The organism is Devosia geojensis (genome assembly GCF_000969415.1).
Taxonomy (GTDB): Bacteria; Pseudomonadota; Alphaproteobacteria; order Rhizobiales; family Devosiaceae; genus Devosia; species Devosia geojensis.
This window is the reverse complement of record NZ_JZEX01000057.1, coordinates 29,413-45,686: the sequence shown is the minus strand read 5'-3', so window position 1 is coordinate 45,686 and position 16,274 is coordinate 29,413. Positions and strand designations below refer to the sequence as shown.

The window sequence follows — 16,274 nt, the reverse complement described above, 5'->3', positions numbered from 1 at the left end:
ACAGGCCGTCCGCTAGCGCGCCAGGCCCTGCTCGATCAGCCAGTCGCCGGCCTCGCGCAGACGCGAATTGTCGGCGAGCTCAAGCACGAGGCGCGGGTTGGACGGGCTCTCGCGCAGCGCCCGGAAGACGCTCTTCCAGTTGATGGTGCCTTCGCCCGGCGGCCAGTGCCGGTCGGCATAGCCGTCGGCATCCTGGATATGCACATGGGCGAGCAAGTCGCCGGCAGCCCGCACAAAGTAGTCGACGGGCGGGGCGCCCGTGGTGCCGTGGGCGTAGTGGGCATGACCGGTATCGATGGAAACGGCGACCGCCTTCGAGTTGAACGAGCGGGCCAGCGCCACGCGGTCGAGCGGGTTCTTGTCCTCGATGTTCTCGATGGCGAGGACGACGCCGAGGCTTTCGGCGCGGCGCACGGCGGCATTGAGCGTCAGATGGATGTTGACCATCTGCCGCTCGCGCGCGGTCTCGTCCTTGTCGAGATTGTTGTAGTCCCAGGTGGAGAAGGGGCTGTGGACGACCATGTGGGTGGCGCCGAGCGCGGCGCAGATGTCGAGCCCCTGGTCGAGCCGGCGCTGGATGACGGCGCGGATCTCCGGGTCCGGGCAATCGATGGAAAAGCCCCAGAACGGCCCATGGATGCCGAGCCGCCCCTCGTGCCCGTCGAGAAGGTCGAGCGCGCGGCGCACCACCGGGTTCCAGTCGCCGTCGAGCATTTCGATGGCGATGAAATCCTGCAGCTCCACGTCCCTCTGCCCCTCGATGATCCAGGGCGCGAGCGTTTCGAGGTCCGGCACCGTGAGCGCCGCGCCGATTGTGGGCAGGTCGTTGAGCATGGCCGAATCCCCCGCAGGTTCCCGTCGATCCGGCCTCATACGATGACGCCGTGACAGACAAACGACAAGGTGCGCCGCGCCTCGACAGGAATGCTCCCTGCCTGTAACACGGCGCTCCCTGACCGCTGGAGGCGGATTTCATGACAACGCTCTATGCCGAAGGTGTGCCGCACGCGGAGGGGGATGCCGGGCACAGCTATGGTGAGGCGGCGATGGGCGCGGCGATCGTCGAGACCATGGACGGGTTTGCCCGGCGGTTCGCGAGCTGAGCCTCTGCCGATTGCCCCACGGCGCCAGTTCGCCTACATACGGGGCCGAGTCCACTCCCAGGTCAGCAGGAAGTTCGAGCCCCCATGGCCCGCCAGTTCATCTATCACATGCACGGAATGTCCAAGGCCTATTCGGGCGGCAAGAAGGTGTTGGACAACATCCATCTCTCCTTCTATCCCGACGCCAAGATCGGCGTGCTCGGCCCGAACGGCTCGGGCAAGTCGACGCTTTTGAAGATCATGGCGGGGATCGATACCGAATTCACCGGCGAGGCCTGGGTCGCCGACGGCGCCAAGGTCGGCTACCTCGCGCAGGAGCCGCAGCTCGATCCGGCGCTCAACGTCCTCGGCAACGTGATGACGGGCGTCAAGGAAAAGAAGGGCATCGTCGACCGCTACAACGAGTTGATGATGAACTATTCCGACGAGACCGCCGACGAGGCGACCAAGCTCCAGGACATCATCGACAGCCAGGACCTCTGGGACCTCGAATCGCAGGTCGAGGTGGCCATGGAAGCGCTCGGCTGCCCGCCGGGCGATGCGGACGTGACCACGCTCTCGGGCGGCGAGAAGCGCCGCGTGGCCCTCTGCGCGCTGCTGCTTTCCAAGCCCGACCTGCTGCTGCTCGACGAGCCGACCAACCATCTCGACGCCGAGACGACGGCCTGGCTCGAACGGCACCTGCGCGAGTTCGAGGGCGCGGTGCTGATCATCACCCACGACCGCTACTTCCTCGACAACGTCACCGGCTGGATCCTCGAGCTCGACCGCGGCCGCGGCATCCCCTACGAGGGCAACTACACCGCCTATCTCGACGCCAAGTCCAAGCGCTACGCGCAGGAGCAGCGCGAGGACGCGGCGCGCCTCAAGGTGCTGCAGCGCGAGAAGGAGTGGATGGGCCAGTCCCCGCAGGCGCGCCAGTCCAAGTCCAAGGCGCGCATCAAATCCTACGACGAGCTGGTCAAGATCAACGAGGCGCGCACGCAGTCCTCGACGGCGCAGATTGTCATTCCGCCGGGCGAGCGGCTGGGCCAGAACGTCATCAACGTCGAGGGTCTCTCCAAGGGCTTCGGCGACCGCCTCCTCATCGACGATCTCAGCTTCAAGCTGCCGCCGGGCGGTATCGTCGGCATCATCGGCCCGAACGGGGCCGGCAAGTCGACGCTCTTCCGCATGCTCACCGGCCAGGAAAAGCCCGACAGCGGCGAGATCGTGGTCGGGGAAAGCGTCAAGCTCGGCTATGTCGACCAGAGCCGCGACACGCTCGACCCCAACAAGACCGTGTGGGAGGAAATCTCGGGCGGCAACGAGATCATCACGCTCGGCAAACGCGAGGTGAACAGCCGCGCCTATACCTCGGCCTTCAACTTCAAGGGCGGCGACCAGCAGCAGAAGGTCGGCAACCTTTCGGGCGGCCAACGCAACCGCGTGCACCTCGCCAAGATGCTGAAGTCCGGCGCCAACGTCCTCCTCCTCGACGAGCCGACCAACGACCTCGACACCGAAACCCTCGCCGCGCTCGAAGAGGCGCTGGAGGAATTCGCCGGCTGCGCCGTGATCATCAGCCACGACCGCATGTTCCTCGACCGTCTCGCCACGCACATGCTGGCGTTCGAGGGCGACAGCCACGTCGAATGGTTCGAAGGGAACTTCGCCGACTACGAGGCGGACAAGGTGCGCCGGCTGGGGCCGGATGCGGTAAACCCGAAGCGGGCGACGTACAAGCCGCTGACGCGGTAGCCCGCCACTGACTTCACGACACTCTGAAATAATAAGGCCCGGGCGCTTGGCGCCCGGGCCTGCACGCTGGCGTTCCCTCAATCAGCATGCGGCTCCTTGCAGGAGTGACGGGCACTCAAGCGTGGTTTGCGTCGCAATGCAAGCGTAAACGGCGAAAATTCGCGCAAAAACTTCAACTGCACATGAAACAGGCAACTGGCACTATAGCGGTAGTCCCGTTCGCGCCTTGACCGTGCGGATGCTCATGTTGGAGTGGATGCGCGCCACGCCCGGCAGGCGCGCCGAGAGCCGCCGGTGCAGGCGCTCGAAATCCTCGTGGTCGCGGCAGATGACCCGCAGGATATAGTCGGATTGCCCGGCCATCAGGTGGCACTCCAGCACCTCGGGAATGTCCCTGACCGCCGCCTCGAACGCATCGAGCGCCGCCTCGCTCTGGCTGGTTAGGCCCACCTCGATGAAGAACTGCATGGAAAAACCGAGCCGCTCCGCGTTGAGCGCGGCCCGGTAGCCGTCGATCAGCCCCCGCTCCTCGAGCGCGCGCACGCGCCGGTGGCAGGCCGACGGCGAGAGCCCCACCGCCTCGCCCAGCTCCTGCACGCTCCTGCGGCTATCGGCCTGCAATGCGCGCAGAATCTTTCGGTCTAGATCGTCGACCTGCAATTGTTTCCCGCCATATGCCAGATCATTCGGAGAATTTCCGAAACACTCGCCGCCCTCGCATGAGTTTGCAAGGACTTTCCGGGCGTTTCCTGCTTGATTGAACCATTCCGCAAGGGAGGGAGACGCCATGCGCATCGGTGTTCCGCGAGAAATCAAAAACCATGAGTACCGGGTCGGCCTCACGCCCGAAAGCGTTGCAGAGCTGACCCATCAGGGCCATGAGGTGCTGGTCGAAAAGGATGCCGGCGCCGGCATCGGCGACGACGACCCCGACTACCGCGCCGCCGGCGCCACCATCCTGCCCAATGCCGCCGCCGTCTTCGAGGCGGCGGACATGATCGTCAAGGTCAAGGAGCCGCAGGCGGCCGAGCGTGCCATGCTCCGCCCGGGCCAGATCCTCTTCACCTATCTCCACCTCGCCCCCGATCCGGACCAGACCCGCGACCTCGTCAACTCCGGCGCCATCGCCATCGCCTACGAGACGGTGACCGACGCCGCCGGCGGACTGCCGCTGTTGAAGCCGATGAGCCAGGTCGCCGGGCGCATGTCCATCCAGGCCGGCGCCACGGCGCTCGAAAAGGCCCATGGCGGGCGCGGCGTGCTGCTGGGCGGGGTGCCCGGCGTGCAGCCGGCCAGGGTCGCGGTGCTGGGGGGCGGCGTCGTCGGCTTCCATGCCGCCGAGAACGCCGTCGGGCTGTCGGCGGACGTGACCATCCTCGACAAGAGCCCCGCCGCGCTCGAGCGGCTCTCCAACCACTTCGGCGCGCGCGCCCGTGTCATCTATTCCAACAAGGCCTCGATCGCCGAAGCCGTCGCCACAGCCGATCTCGTCATCGGCGCCGTGCTGATCCCCGGCGCCTCGGCGCCAAAGCTCGTCACCCGCGAGATGCTGGGCACCATGAAGCAGGGCGCGGTGCTGGTGGACGTGGCCATCGACCAGGGCGGGTGCTTCGAGACCTCGCGCCCCACCACCCATGCCGAGCCGACCTATGTGGTCGACGGCATCGTGCATTACTGCGTCGCCAACATGCCGGGCGCGGTGGCGCGCACCTCGACCTACGCGCTCAACAACGCCACGCTCCCGCATGTGGTCAAGCTTGCTAACCTCGGCTGGCGGGACGCGCTGCTGGCCGACCAGCACCTGCGGGCCGGCCTCAACGTCTGGCGCGGGCACGTCACCTGCGCGCCGGTGGCGCAGGTGCAGAACTACGAATTCATGTCGCCGGACGCGGCGCTGGCCGCATGAAGGCAAGGACGCGGGACCGAAGTCCCGCGCCCCCTCGGGGATGTCGCAAGGGAGCGTCAGCCCTTGCGGCGGCTCACCCGAAACCGTGCGCGTGCCGGAAATGCCGCTCGCAGGAGAAACGGGTGGGCCCGGCAAGGGTTCCCCGCCGGCGCGCCGCCCCATGCGTGGTTATGCGGATGGGGAATGGTATGGATTCATGGTGAATGCAGGTTCTGCGGGCGATTAACTGTCATCGCCTCTCCCGAAGGCCATGATCGGACCGAAAAACGTCATCGAGGTCCGAAAATGCCGATGCCGCAGGACATCTGCGCAGCGCTGCGCGCCTATCGGGTGCGGGCGCGCCTGCGCCAGCGCACGGTCGCCATCGCCCTCGGCGTGGCGCAGAGCCAGGTCAGCCGTTGGGAGAACGGCCGCGACACACCGCGTCCGCATCATGCCGCCGCCCTCGAGCGGTTGCTGTGGGGGCCGGACGATGAGCCGCTGGCGGCGCTGCGCCGCCGCGTCTCGGGCTCCACGCGCAACCTCCTGCTGCTCGATCGGGGCTTCCATGTGCTCGCCCGCGCCCGCCCGTTCATGGAACGGCCCGACCCGCTGCAACGCTTCGGCTGGGTGCTCGATCCGCAGGCCAACCCCTCGGCGGTCCCCTTCCATGCGCGCTACCGCGACCTGATGGAAAACCCGCGGGGTGCGACGGGCGTTGTCCTCGCCCTGCCCTTCGTCGACGGCAACGCACGCTGGGCCGCCCACATGCAGGCCCTCGTCTGCACCGTTTCCGAAGCCGCCATATGCCTTGCCGAGCTCACCTTCACGCCGGCCGGGAGCGCGGATCCGACGCCGCTGCTGAACGAAACCCGGCTCGAACCGGCGCAAGCGTCCGCCGCGCTCCAGCTGTTGCTGGCGCCCGGGACGCCTTCAGCGCCGCAGCCAAGCAAATTGGTGGATATCCGGCAATCTTCGGCCTGATTTACATGCGTTTGATGCAAGTTGTGCGCACGGTGCTATGCCGTTTTACGCAAAGTCGCGTCTAGATCGCACCACACCGACAATGATGACGAAGGGATTTTCCATGAAGACCGCTTTCGCCCGTTTCGCCCCTCCGGCCGCTCTCTTCGTTGCCGCCCTCCTCGCCGGCACTGCCTTCGCCGACGGCGCATCGATCTCCGGTACCGCCAGCTACCGCGAGCGCATCGCTTTGCCGCCCGATGCGGTCCTTGAGGTTCAGCTTGCCGACGTCTCCCTCGCCGACGCACCGGCCAGGATCATCGCCTCGACCCGTGTCGATCCGGCCGGGCAGGTACCGATCCCCTTCACCCTCACCTTCGATCCGGCAAGCATCGAGGACCGTGCGACCTACGCCGTCTCCGCCCGCATCGAAGTGGGCGACGATCTCTGGTTCATCACCGATACGCGCAACGCGCTCGATCCGCTCTCGGTCGAGCTGCCGGTCGACCTGATGCTGGTCCGCGCCTCGTCGGGCGATCCGGCGGCGGGAGAACCCGCGGACGAGGCCCCCGCCGAGGGTGAGCCGGAAGGCGACGAGCCCGCCGACGCCGCTCTCGACGGCAACTGGCGACTGGTCGAGCTCGACGGCGAACCGGCAGCCGAAGGATTCGAGACCACCCTCATCGTCTCGCCCGGCCAGATCGGCGGCAATGGCGGCTGCAACACCTATGGCGGCAGCCTCGAAGTCACCGGCTCGAAGATCGATATCACCAACGTCTTCTCGACGATGATGGCGTGCGAGGAGTCCCTGGCCCAGGAGCAGGCGTTCTTCGCCGCTCTCGAGAACGCGCAAAGCTACGAGATCGTCGACGGCGCCCTGCAGTTGAAGGGAGCCGACGGAACGGTGCTGGCGCGGCTGGAACAGTAAGCCCTTATATGAAGCCCCGCGCCATTGGTGCGATGGCACGGGGCCGAGGGTGTCGGTGCAAACAACCTCTGCCGAAGGATGAACCTACGGTGACGGAAATATAACGTATCCGTGACGTGTGGTCATCCGTTTTGCATCGCCGCATTGTAATTTTTACGCATACCGATGAACCTTTAGGCAGGCGTCTGCGAGGGCTCGACCCGCGGGCGGAAGGGCCGGCGCGCTGTTTCCCCGCCGCCTCAGTATCTTGGCTTTCGGCGCCGCGGCTGGCACATGCCTTGCAACGCGCCGATCGGTGCAAACACCTCTGCCGGGGACCGGCCGTTCGGCGGTCTCCGGCGACCGGTTTCAGCCCTCGAAGGGCGACTGCAGCACGTGCGTCGCCTTGATCGCCGCCGAGGCGCGGTTCTCCACCCCGAGCTTGGCGTAGACCTGTTCCAGGTGCTTGTTGACCGTCCTCGGGCTCAAGCCGAGGATTTCCCCTATGTCGCGATTGGACTTGCCCCGCGCGATCCACGCCAGCACCTCGCTCTCGCGCTGGGTGAGCCCGAAATTCTGCCTGAGGATTTCGTCCGGATTGTCGCCCGTCGGAGCCAGCAGCCGGAAAAGGTGCTCGTCGGCCCCGATGCTGCCGAGGCAGACCAGTTGCAGGCTGCCGGCGTTGGCAGGATCGAAGGCGAAGGTCTCGCCGGCCTTCGCCGCGACATCTCCCCGGCTCGCCAGCCAATCCCGCACCCGCGCGCCGACCTTCGCCGCGCCGTCGATCCCCGCCGAGGCGAGCAGCCGGTTCGCCTGCGGTGTCGCCCACTGCACCTCGCCGCCGGCGGAAACCGCCATCAGGTGCCGCCCGGCCGCGTCGAGCGCGACCCGCGCGCTCTGGGCGGTGCGCGCATTGGCCAGGTGCACGCGGATGCGGGCCCTCAGCTCGTCGATGTTGATCGGCTTGGTGAGGTAGTCGACGCCGCCGCTCTCGAGCGCGTGCACCACATGCTCGGTGTCGGTGAGGCCCGTCATGAAGATCACCGGCACATGCGCCACCGCCGGATCGGCCTTCAGGCGCCGGCAGGTCTCGAACCCGTCGAGGCCGGGCATCACCGCATCCATCAGGATGATGTCGGGCGTCACCCGCCCGGCGATGCCGAGCGCCGCCTCGCCGCTTTTGGCGACCAGCACCGTCACGCCGGATTCCTCCATGGCGCTGGTGAGGAACCCCAGCGCCTCCGGTGAATCGTCGACGACGAGGACCACGTCCTGACCGCGCATGAGCTCACTCATTCTCGCTCACACCCTCCAGGATCTGCGTATAGCCGGTGAAGTCATAGGCCTCCATGCGCTCGCGCAGGGTATCGACGAGCGGACCGTTCTCTGGTTCGCGCGCCAGTTCCGTCAGCTTGGCATCGATCCCGCGCACATGCCCGATCTGCCCGAGGCTGATGAGCTCGCGCAAGTGCTCGGGGCCGGGCGAACGCAGTTTTGAACCCGCCTTTTGGGTCGGCCCCGTCTTCTGCGCCGGCTCCTCCTCCACCCATTCGAGATCGAGGTGGCTCTCGATCTTCTCGATGAGCTGGCGCAGGCTGAAGGGCTTGGCGATGGCGTCGTTATGCCCCGGATCGCCCTCGGGCTTGTTGGCTCCGTCCCCGATATTGGCCGAGAGCATGACGATCGGCGCCGTCTGCCCGCCCTCGCGCAGGCGCCTGACCAGCTCCCAGCCCGTCATGCCGGGCATCAGGATGTCGATGAAGAAGAGGTCCGGCTTCACTCCTTCCGTGAGAGTCAGGCAGTTCGGCCCGTCGATGGCGGTGAGCACGGTGAAGTCGAGAGGCTGCAGCATCTCGCGCATCATCTCGCGGTGGTCGGCATTGTCGTCGACCACCATGATCGTGCGGCGCGGTCCCCTGTAGGTGCGGATGCGCCGGTCCTCCAACGTCCGCGCCGCCGGCCGGTCGACCTTGAACAGCATCAGGCGCACCTGGAACGTCGCCCCCTGCCCCGGCTCGCTCTCGACCATGATGGAACCGCCCAGCGTTTCCGTCAGCAGCTTGGTGATGGTGAGCCCGAGCCCGATGCCCGGCTTCAGCCGGTTGTGCTCGGCCTCCCCGCGCACGAACGGCTCGAAGATGCGCCCGATGTCGCTGGGCGCGATGCCGTGCCCGCTGTCGGTGATCCTGAACGTCGCGACCTGCGAACGATACGTGATGTCGAACCCGACGAACCCGCTGTCGGTGAACTTGATGGCGTTGGAGAGCAGGTTGACGAGGATCTGGCGCAGCCGCTTCTCGTCGGTGCGCACATGTTGCGGCAGGTTCGCCGCCCGCGTGTGGCGGAACTCCAGCCCCTTGGCCTCTGCCTGCAGACGGAACATGTCGACGATCTGGTCGAGGAAGTCGTGGATGTTGATCTCGTTGGAATAGACCTGCAGCCGCCCCGCCTCGATCCGCGAGATGTCGAGCAGCCCATCGATCAAGCCCGAAAGATGCTCGGCGCTCCGCCTGATGACCTGGATCGTCGAGCGCCGGCCGGCCGGCACGCTCTCGTCGCGCTCGAGGATCTGCGCGTAGCCGAGCACCGCATTGAGGGGCGTGCGCAGCTCGTGGCTCAGCCCCACCACATACCGGCTCTTGGCCTGGTTGGCGGCCTCCGCTGTTTCCTTGGCCTTCTGCAAGGCCGCATCGGTGCGGCCATGGGCGGCGATTTCCTTCAGCAGCAGCGTGTTCTGCCGCGTGCTCTCCTCCTCGGCGACCAGCCGGCTGTCCCGCGCCAGCACGAGGAACCAGGTGACGATCCCCGCCACCACCGCAAAGACGAAGAAGACGACGGCGATGGTGCCGCCCACCACCTCCGCCGTCTCCGGCGCCGCCCGGCTGGCGAAATAGTAGATGAGCCCGAGGATGGCCCCGATCATCGCCACCGCCAGCCCCGAGGCGATGCCGTAGCGCCCGAGCCGGGTCTGGAGTTTTGCCAGCGCCCAATCCGGCAGGATGCTCGCCGCCACAGCCCGCGTCTGCGCGCGGAAATGCGCATTGGGCTTGCACATGTCGTGGCAGCGCGCGTCGAGCGAGCAGCAGAGCGAGCAGATCGGCGCCGCATAGGCGGGGCACCAGGCCATGTCCTCGGGCTCGAACGGATGCTCGCAGATCGAGCAGGTCACCGTCTGCCTGTTCTGCCATTCCTTGCGCGGTTTTCTCGCCAGGTAATACTTGCCCTTGGTCGCCCAGGCGATCGTCGGCGAGGCAATGAACGCGACGACCAGCGCGATATAGGGCGCCAGCGCCGCCGCCATCCCCCCGAACGCCCCGAAATGCGCCGCCAGCGCCACCGTCGCCGAAATGAGCATCGACCCGAGCCCGACCGGATTGATGTCATAGAGGTGCGCCCGCTTGAACTCGATGCCGGGCGGGGCCAGCCCCAGCGGCTTGTTGACGAAGAGATCCGCCGAGATCGAGCAGAGCCACGCCATGGCGACGATCGAGAAGATGCCGAGCGTCTCCTCCAGCAGTTGATAGATGCCGAGCTCCATCAGCAGGAGCGCGATGGAAACGTTGAAGACCAGCCACACGACCCGCCCCGGATGGCTGTGCGTCAGCCGCGAGAAGAAGTTCGACCAGGCGAGCGAGCCCGCATAGGCGTTCATCACGTTGATCTTCAACTGGCTGACGACGACGAACACCGCCATGAGGATCAGCGCCAGCGTCTCGTTGGGGATCATGTAGCCGAAAGCGACCGCGTACATCTGCGCCGGCTCCGACGCATGCTCGGGCGAAACGCCCGCCGACAGCGCCAGCACCGCGAGGAACGATCCGGCGAGAAGCTTCGGCGCCCCCATCACCACCCAGCCGGCCCCAGCGAGAAACACGCCAAGCTTGTGCCTCTTCCGCTTGGCCTGCTCCTCGGCCGGCAGGAAGCGCAGAAAGTCCACCTGCTCGCCGATCTGCGTCATCAGCGCCAGGATCACCGCCGAGGCCGCCCCGAAGCTCGCCACGTCGAACGGCGACATGCCCCCGAGCGGCGCTGAAGGCTGTCCGAGTCCGGCGAACGCCCGCCACACGTCGAACTGCCCCCAATCCATGAAGGCGATGAAGAAGAACGGCGCGATGTTGAGGACGATCCACACCGGCTGCGTCATCAGCTGGAAGCGGCTGATCAGCCGCACCCCGTGCGTCACCAGCGGAATGACCGCCACCGCCGAGATGATGTAGCCCATCCAGAGCGGTATTCCGAAGGCGAGCTGCAACGCGCTCGACATGATCGAGGCTTCGATCGCAAAGAGGATGAAGGTGAAGCTCGCATAGATGAGCGAGGTGATGGTCGAGCCGATATAGCCGAAGCTCGCCCCGCGGGTGAGGAGGTCGATGTCGACCCCGTGCCGCGTCGCATAGCGCGAGATCGGCAGCCCGACCGCAAGGATCGCGATCGAGGCGATGACGATGGCGATGATGGCGTTGGTCGTGCCGTAGGAGAGCGTGATCGCCCCGCCGATCGCCTCCAGCGCCAGGAACGAGATCGCCCCGATCGCCGTCTGCGAGATGCGGTTGCTGGAAAAGCGCCGCGCCGACTTGGCCGTGAAGCGCAGCGCGTAGTCCTCCAGGGTCTGGTTGGCGACCCACCGGTTGTATTCACGCCTGATGGGTATGATCCGTTGCCGCGCCATCGCCCTCGTTGAGATGTCCGCCTAATTCTTCGCCACGCTGCCCAGCTGCCCAAAAAAGGTGCCGACAAGTTTGTAGCACACTCTATCGGAGGTTCACGAGGATTCTTGCTGTGTGGTCAGGCCTCGCGCTCGAGCGGAAAATCATCCGGTAGCAGACCGCCGTAGCGCTCGTGCAGGTAGGTGCCGAACCCCTTCGTGTGCACATGCTTTGCGATAGCCTCGCGGACTTCAGCAGCGATACTGCGCTTGTTTTCCGACGCAAGCCGCCGAAGCGCCTTCATATCTGCATCGGGTATATTGCGAATGCTCATCCTGCCCATGGTGCACGCTTATGCCTGCCAGCAACGCCCGCCGGCCAAATAGCATATTGCTGCCTGCTTAGTAACCAGCGGCAGCGCCGCTGCAACGATTACCCACCGGGTCATTCCCGCGTAAGCGGGAACCTCTGTTTATGGCCGGCAGCACAGCGAACAGGGGTCCCCCGCTTGCGCGGGGATGACCCGGGAGTGTGGGTGCCATCTTCGCCCGGCACGGCCCCTTCCCGCCCAGTTACGTCAATCGACGTATAGGGGTTTGTTAACAACCGTCACAAAGTCCCGCCCATGGCCGGCTCCTCCCCTTTGCCGGCGCAGGGAACCAAGTTGAGGGACAAAGTGATGAACATGAAATTCGCGCTCGGCGCGGCGTTGGCGGGCACGCTCGCCCTGTCGATGACGCCGGCCTACGCACAGGACGAGCCGATCAAGGTCGGCATCCTGCACTCGCTCTCGGGTACGATGGCCATTTCCGAAACGACGCTGAAGGACACCATGCTGTTCCTCATCGAGCAGCAGAACGCCAAGGGCGGGCTGCTCGGGCGCCAGCTCGAGCCCGTCGTCGTCGACATCGCCTCCGACTGGCCGCTTGCCGCCGAGAAGGCCCGTGAGCTTTTGACCGTCAATGAGGTCGACGCGGTCTTCGGCTGCTGGACGTCGGTCTGCCGCAAGTCCGTGCTGCCCGTATTCGAAGAACTCAACGGCCTCCTCTTCTATCCCGTCCAGTACGAGGGCGAGGAGAGCCAGCGCAACGTCTTCTATACCGGCGCCTCGCCGAACCAGCAGGCGATCCCCGCCGTCGATTACCTGCGTGACGAGGAAGGCGTGGAGCGCTGGGTGCTCGCCGGCACCGACTACGTCTATCCGCAGACGACCAATAAGATCCTCGAGCAATACCTGCTCGATGCCGGCGTCGCACCCGAAGACATCATGATCAACTACACGCCCTTCGGGCACTCCGACTGGCAGACCATCGTCTCCGAGATCAAGGCCTTCGGCTCGGAAGGCAAGAAGACCGCCGTCGTCTCGACCATCAACGGCGACGCCAACGTGCCCTTCTACCGCGAGCTCGCCAACCAGGGGATCGCGGCCGAGGACATCCCGGTCGTCGCCTTCTCGGTCGGCGAGGAGGAGCTCTCCGGCTTCGATACCACCCCGCTCGTCGGGCACCTGGCCGCCTGGAACTACTTCATGTCGGTCGAAACCCCCGAGAACGAGGAGTTCATCACCGCCTGGCACGAGTTCATCGGCAGCGAGGACCGCGTGACCAACGACCCGATGGAAGCCCACTACATCGGCTTCAACCTCTGGGTGAAGGCCGTGGAAGCGGCCGGCTCCACCGATCCGGACGCCGTGATCGACTCGATCGTCGGCCTCGAGACGCCGAACCTGACCGGCGGCATCGCCACCATGCTCCCCAACCACCACGTCACCAAGCCCGTCCTCATCGGCGAGATCCAGGACGATGGCCAGTTCTTCGTGGTCTGGGAGACCGAGGACCTCGTGCCGGGCGACGCCTGGTCCGATTTCCTGCCGGAATCCGCCATGCTCGAAGCCGATTGGACCGCCCCGATCAACTGCGGCAACTACAACACGCAGACCCAGACCTGCGGCGGCTCCGAAGTGGCCTCGGCCAACTAAAACCGCCCGACAGCAGCGCCGGGGCGGTTCGCCGCCCCGGCCCTTCTCCTCCCACAAGTAGAACCGATGCGCCCGACCCGTTCGCTTCGCCTCATATTCGCCTGCCTCGGCCTCGCGCTGGCGCTGCTCGCCGGACCGGCCCGCGCGCAGGATATCCCGGGCCTCATCCAGTCCATGGGCGAGGCGAGCCTGCGCGAGCTCGGCGGCATCGTCGAGGAGCTTGCCGCGACGGGCGACAGCGCCGTCGCCCCGGCCCTCGAGGCGCTCGCCGAGGGCGACCTCTACGTGAACGAGGCGGACGGCCGCGTCGTCATCGTCACCCGCAACCGCATGTACGATCCGGTGACGCAGGAAGAGATCGGCCCCGCCGCCGATGCCGACCTCTCGCGCATCCGCATCAACAACAGCCTGCGCCGTGACGTCGCCGCCGCGATCGGCGGGCTGACGCTGATGAGCGACAACCCGTCCGTGCGTCTTTCCGCCGCCCGCTCCATGCGCGCCAACCCTTCCGAGGAGAACCTGGCGCTCCTCGATGAGGCGCTGGCTGCCGAGACGGACGCGACCGTGCGCGGCGCCATGGAGACCGCCCATGCCGTCACCGTCCTCTCGCTCGCTGATACCAGCATCGAGGACAAGCGCGCGGCCGTCCCTGTCGTGGCCCAGAATGCCGGGCGCGAGGCGATCACCATCCTCAACTCCGCCCTCGGCTCCGCCCCTGATGCGCTCGCCGCCGACATCCGCTCGGCCATCGCCGGCCTCGAGCAGGAGCGCGCCATATGGGCGGCGCTGCAGAACGTCTGGTTCGGCGTCTCGCTCGGCTCCGTGCTCCTGCTCGCCGCCATCGGCCTTGCCATCACCTTCGGCGTCATGGGCGTCATCAACATGGCCCATGGCGAGATGGTGATGCTGGGCGCCTACACCACCTTCGTGGTGCAGGACGTCATCCGCCGCAACGCGCCGGAGCTCTTCGATTATTCGCTGGCCATCGCCCTGCCGCTCGCCTTCCTCATCACCGCCCTCATCGGCATCGCCATCGAGCGCGGCGTCATCCGCTGGCTTTACGGGCGCGCCCTCGAAACGCTGCTCGCCACCTGGGGCCTGTCGCTGATCCTGCAGCAGACCGTGCGCTCGATCTTCGGCCCCACCAACCGCCAGGTCGGCAACCCGAGCTGGATGTCGGGTTCCTTCGAGTTCTACGGCCTCGCCATCACCTGGAACCGGTTCTGGATCGTCATCTTCGCCATCGCGGTCTTCGCCGCTTTGCTGGTGGTGCTCAACCGCACATCGCTGGGCCTGCAGATGCGCGCCGTGACGCAGAACCGTCGCATGGCCTCGGCCATGGGCATCCGCACGCCCTTCGTCGACGCCATGACCTTCGGCCTCGGCTCCGGCATCGCCGGGCTGGCGGGCGTCGCCCTCAGCCAGATCGACAACGTCTCGCCCAATCTCGGCCAGGGCTACATCATCGACTCGTTCATGGTCGTGGTCTTCGGCGGCGTCGGCAATCTCTGGGGTACCCTCGTCGGCGCCCTGACGCTGGGCGTCGCCAACAAGTTCCTCGAACCCTATGCCGGCGCCGTCCTCGGCAAGATCCTCATCCTCGTCCTCATCATCCTCTTCATCCAGCGCCGCCCGCGCGGCCTCTTCGCGCTGAAGGGCCGGGCGGTGGAATCATGAGTCCAGCGGAAAGACCCCTCACCCGGCGCTTCGCGCCGACCTCTCCCCAGAGGGGCGAGGTGAGCATTGTGCTCGTCCACGCTCGGAACCAATCCCCTCGCCCCTCCGGGGAGAGGGTTAGGGTGAGGGGTTCTTTCCTTGACGCAGCCAGAGCCGGAGGCGCGCAAGCATGATCACCCAAGCCCTCCTCCGCGCCCTCGACAAGAAGGCCATCTGGCTCGTCGCCATCCTCCTTGCGCTCGCCGTCGCCGTGCCGGCCGCCAATCTCCTCATCCCGGCCGGCCAGCCCGGCCACGTGCCGACCTATATCGTCACGCTCTTCGGCAAGTACCTGACCTATGCGATGCTCGCGCTCGCCCTCGATCTTGTCTGGGGCTATTGCGGCATCCTCTCGCTCGGCCACGGCGCGTTCTTTGCGCTGGGCGGCTATGCCATGGGCATGTATCTCATGCGCCAGATCGGCACGCGCGGCGTCTATGCGCACCCGACGCTCCCCGACTTCATGGTCTTCCTCAACTGGCGCGAGCTGCCCTGGTACTGGCAGGGCTTCGACCAGTTCTGGTTCGCCTGCCTGATGATCGTGCTCGTGCCCGGCCTCCTCGCCTTCGTCTTCGGCTTCTTCGCCTTCCGGAGCCGCGTGACCGGCGTCTATCTCTCGATCATCACCCAGGCCATGACCTTTGCCCTCTTGCTCGCCTTCTTCCGCAACGACATGGGCTTTGGCGGCAACAACGGCCTCACCGACTTCAAGGACATCCTCGGCCAGCCGGTGCAGGCAGCGACCACCCGCGGCGCGCTCTTTGCCGCCTCGGCCATCGCCCTCGCCCTCTCCGTCCTCGTCTGCTCGATGATCGTCAACAGCAAGCTCGGCAAGGTGATGGTCGCCGTGCGCGATGCCGAGAGCCGCACACGCTTCCTCGGCTACCGCGTCGAATACGTGAAGCTCTTCGCCTTCACTGTCTCGGCGATCATGGCCGGCATCGCCGGCGCCCTCTACGTGCCGCAGGTCGGCATCATCAATCCGGGCGAGTTCGAGCCGGCCAACTCGATCGAAGTCGTCATCTGGACCGCCGTCGGCGGTCGCGGCACCATCGTCGGGCCGATCATCGGGGCGGTGCTCGTCAACATGGGCAAGTCGTACTTCACCGGCGCCCTGCCCGAGCTCTGGCTCTTCGCGCTGGGCGCTCTCTTCATCTTCGTGACGCTCTTCCTTCCCAAGGGCATCGTCGGCCTCCTCGGCCAGTGGCGCGACATGACCGCCCGGCGCGAGCAGGCTCCCGCCGCCCCTCCGCCGCCCGCGCAAGCCGCCGTCGCCGCCGAGCGCGGCGAGGATCCGGCGACCCTCGGCGACGTCCAGCCCAAGCCGGCGGAGTAG

Annotated in this window: 13 protein-coding genes; 8 read left to right on the top strand and 5 right to left on the bottom strand. The window is 66.4% G+C overall.

The genetic code is table 11. From position 1 onward, the window contains the following. Positions 1–12 precede the first annotated feature (12 nt). Entirely contained in the window at positions 13–834 is an 822-nt protein-coding gene (locus VE25_RS05240) for a sugar phosphate isomerase/epimerase family protein (protein WP_046107544.1), read from the bottom strand. A 140-nt stretch (positions 835–974) separates the two neighbouring features. Here VE25_RS05240 and VE25_RS23520 point away from each other — a divergent pair, with 140 nt between their 5' ends. After that, complete coding sequence (locus VE25_RS23520; RefSeq protein ID WP_280136832.1) at positions 975–1,103, top strand: hypothetical protein; 129 nt, start codon at positions 975–977, stop codon at positions 1,101–1,103. 84 nt (positions 1,104–1,187) lie between these two features. Continuing rightward, positions 1,188–2,843: an energy-dependent translational throttle protein EttA gene (gene ettA, locus VE25_RS05235; RefSeq protein WP_046107543.1), complete on the top strand. Its 1,656-nt coding sequence runs from the start codon at positions 1,188–1,190 to the stop codon at positions 2,841–2,843. Between the two features lie 201 nt (positions 2,844–3,044). On the opposite strand, the gene VE25_RS05230 is transcribed toward ettA, so the two are convergent. Then, positions 3,045–3,503 (bottom strand): Lrp/AsnC family transcriptional regulator, encoded by a 459-nt coding sequence (locus tag VE25_RS05230; protein ID WP_046107542.1) that lies wholly within the window; start codon positions 3,501–3,503, stop codon positions 3,045–3,047. A gap of 127 nt (positions 3,504–3,630) precedes the next feature. Between VE25_RS05230 and ald the strand changes: the two genes are divergently transcribed. From ald to VE25_RS05215, 3 genes are all read left to right on the top strand, one after another. After that, positions 3,631–4,749 carry an alanine dehydrogenase gene (ald, locus tag VE25_RS05225; protein WP_046107541.1) on the top strand — a complete coding sequence of 373 codons (1,119 nt, stop codon included), beginning with the start codon at positions 3,631–3,633 and terminating at the stop codon, positions 4,747–4,749. A 285-nt stretch (positions 4,750–5,034) separates the two neighbouring features. Beyond that, positions 5,035–5,712, top strand: coding sequence for a helix-turn-helix domain-containing protein (locus VE25_RS05220; protein ID WP_046107540.1), 678 nt, complete (start codon positions 5,035–5,037; stop codon positions 5,710–5,712). Positions 5,713–5,815: 103 nt separating this feature from the next. After that, positions 5,816–6,619, top strand: a complete 804-nt coding sequence (locus VE25_RS05215) for a YbaY family lipoprotein (RefSeq protein ID WP_046107539.1) — start codon at positions 5,816–5,818, stop codon at positions 6,617–6,619. A gap of 348 nt (positions 6,620–6,967) precedes the next feature. On the opposite strand, the gene VE25_RS05210 is transcribed toward VE25_RS05215, so the two are convergent. From VE25_RS05210 to VE25_RS22635, 3 genes are all read right to left on the bottom strand, one after another. Then, positions 6,968–7,894: a response regulator transcription factor gene (locus tag VE25_RS05210; protein WP_046107538.1), complete on the bottom strand. Its 927-nt coding sequence runs from the start codon at positions 7,892–7,894 to the stop codon at positions 6,968–6,970. Next, complete coding sequence (locus VE25_RS05205; protein ID WP_046107537.1) at positions 7,887–11,267, bottom strand: hybrid sensor histidine kinase/response regulator; 3,381 nt, start codon at positions 11,265–11,267, stop codon at positions 7,887–7,889. The genes VE25_RS05210 and VE25_RS05205 overlap by 8 nt, the downstream gene beginning before the upstream one ends. Before the next feature lie 116 nt (positions 11,268–11,383). Next, on the bottom strand, positions 11,384–11,578 hold the full coding sequence (locus tag VE25_RS22635; protein WP_152664514.1) for a FitA-like ribbon-helix-helix domain-containing protein: 195 nt from the start codon (positions 11,576–11,578) through the stop codon (positions 11,384–11,386). Positions 11,579–11,929: 351 nt separating this feature from the next. Here VE25_RS22635 and urtA point away from each other — a divergent pair, with 351 nt between their 5' ends. The 3 genes from urtA (at position 11,930) to urtC (ending at position 16,274) form a co-directional block, all read left to right on the top strand. Further along, complete coding sequence (gene urtA, locus VE25_RS05200; protein ID WP_046107556.1) at positions 11,930–13,222, top strand: urea ABC transporter substrate-binding protein; 1,293 nt, start codon at positions 11,930–11,932, stop codon at positions 13,220–13,222. Positions 13,223–13,288: 66 nt separating this feature from the next. Then, positions 13,289–14,899 (top strand): urea ABC transporter permease subunit UrtB, encoded by a 1,611-nt coding sequence (urtB, locus tag VE25_RS05195; RefSeq protein WP_046107536.1) that lies wholly within the window; start codon positions 13,289–13,291, stop codon positions 14,897–14,899. 169 nt (positions 14,900–15,068) lie between these two features. After that, positions 15,069–16,274, top strand: a complete 1,206-nt coding sequence (urtC, locus tag VE25_RS05190; protein WP_046107535.1) for an urea ABC transporter permease subunit UrtC — start codon at positions 15,069–15,071, stop codon at positions 16,272–16,274.

Bases quoted from the DNA above. Each gene is read 5' to 3' on its own strand.
- VE25_RS05240 (WP_046107544.1), bottom strand. From the start codon at position 834: ATGCTCAACGACCTGCCCACAATCGGCGCGGCGCTCACGGTGCCGGAC.
- VE25_RS23520 (WP_280136832.1), top strand. From the start codon at position 975: ATGACAACGCTCTATGCCGAAGGTGTGCCGCACGCGGAGGGGGATGCC.
- ettA (WP_046107543.1), top strand. From the start codon at position 1,188: ATGGCCCGCCAGTTCATCTATCACATGCACGGAATGTCCAAGGCCTAT.
- ald (WP_046107541.1), top strand. From the start codon at position 3,631: ATGCGCATCGGTGTTCCGCGAGAAATCAAAAACCATGAGTACCGGGTC.
- VE25_RS05220 (WP_046107540.1), top strand. From the start codon at position 5,035: ATGCCGATGCCGCAGGACATCTGCGCAGCGCTGCGCGCCTATCGGGTG.
- VE25_RS05215 (WP_046107539.1), top strand. From the start codon at position 5,816: ATGAAGACCGCTTTCGCCCGTTTCGCCCCTCCGGCCGCTCTCTTCGTT.
- VE25_RS05210 (WP_046107538.1), bottom strand. From the start codon at position 7,894: ATGAGTGAGCTCATGCGCGGTCAGGACGTGGTCCTCGTCGTCGACGAT.
- VE25_RS05205 (WP_046107537.1), bottom strand. From the start codon at position 11,267: ATGGCGCGGCAACGGATCATACCCATCAGGCGTGAATACAACCGGTGG.
- VE25_RS22635 (WP_152664514.1), bottom strand. From the start codon at position 11,578: ATGAGCATTCGCAATATACCCGATGCAGATATGAAGGCGCTTCGGCGG.
- urtA (WP_046107556.1), top strand. From the start codon at position 11,930: ATGAAATTCGCGCTCGGCGCGGCGTTGGCGGGCACGCTCGCCCTGTCG.
- urtB (WP_046107536.1), top strand. From the start codon at position 13,289: ATGCGCCCGACCCGTTCGCTTCGCCTCATATTCGCCTGCCTCGGCCTC.
- urtC (WP_046107535.1), top strand. From the start codon at position 15,069: ATGATCACCCAAGCCCTCCTCCGCGCCCTCGACAAGAAGGCCATCTGG.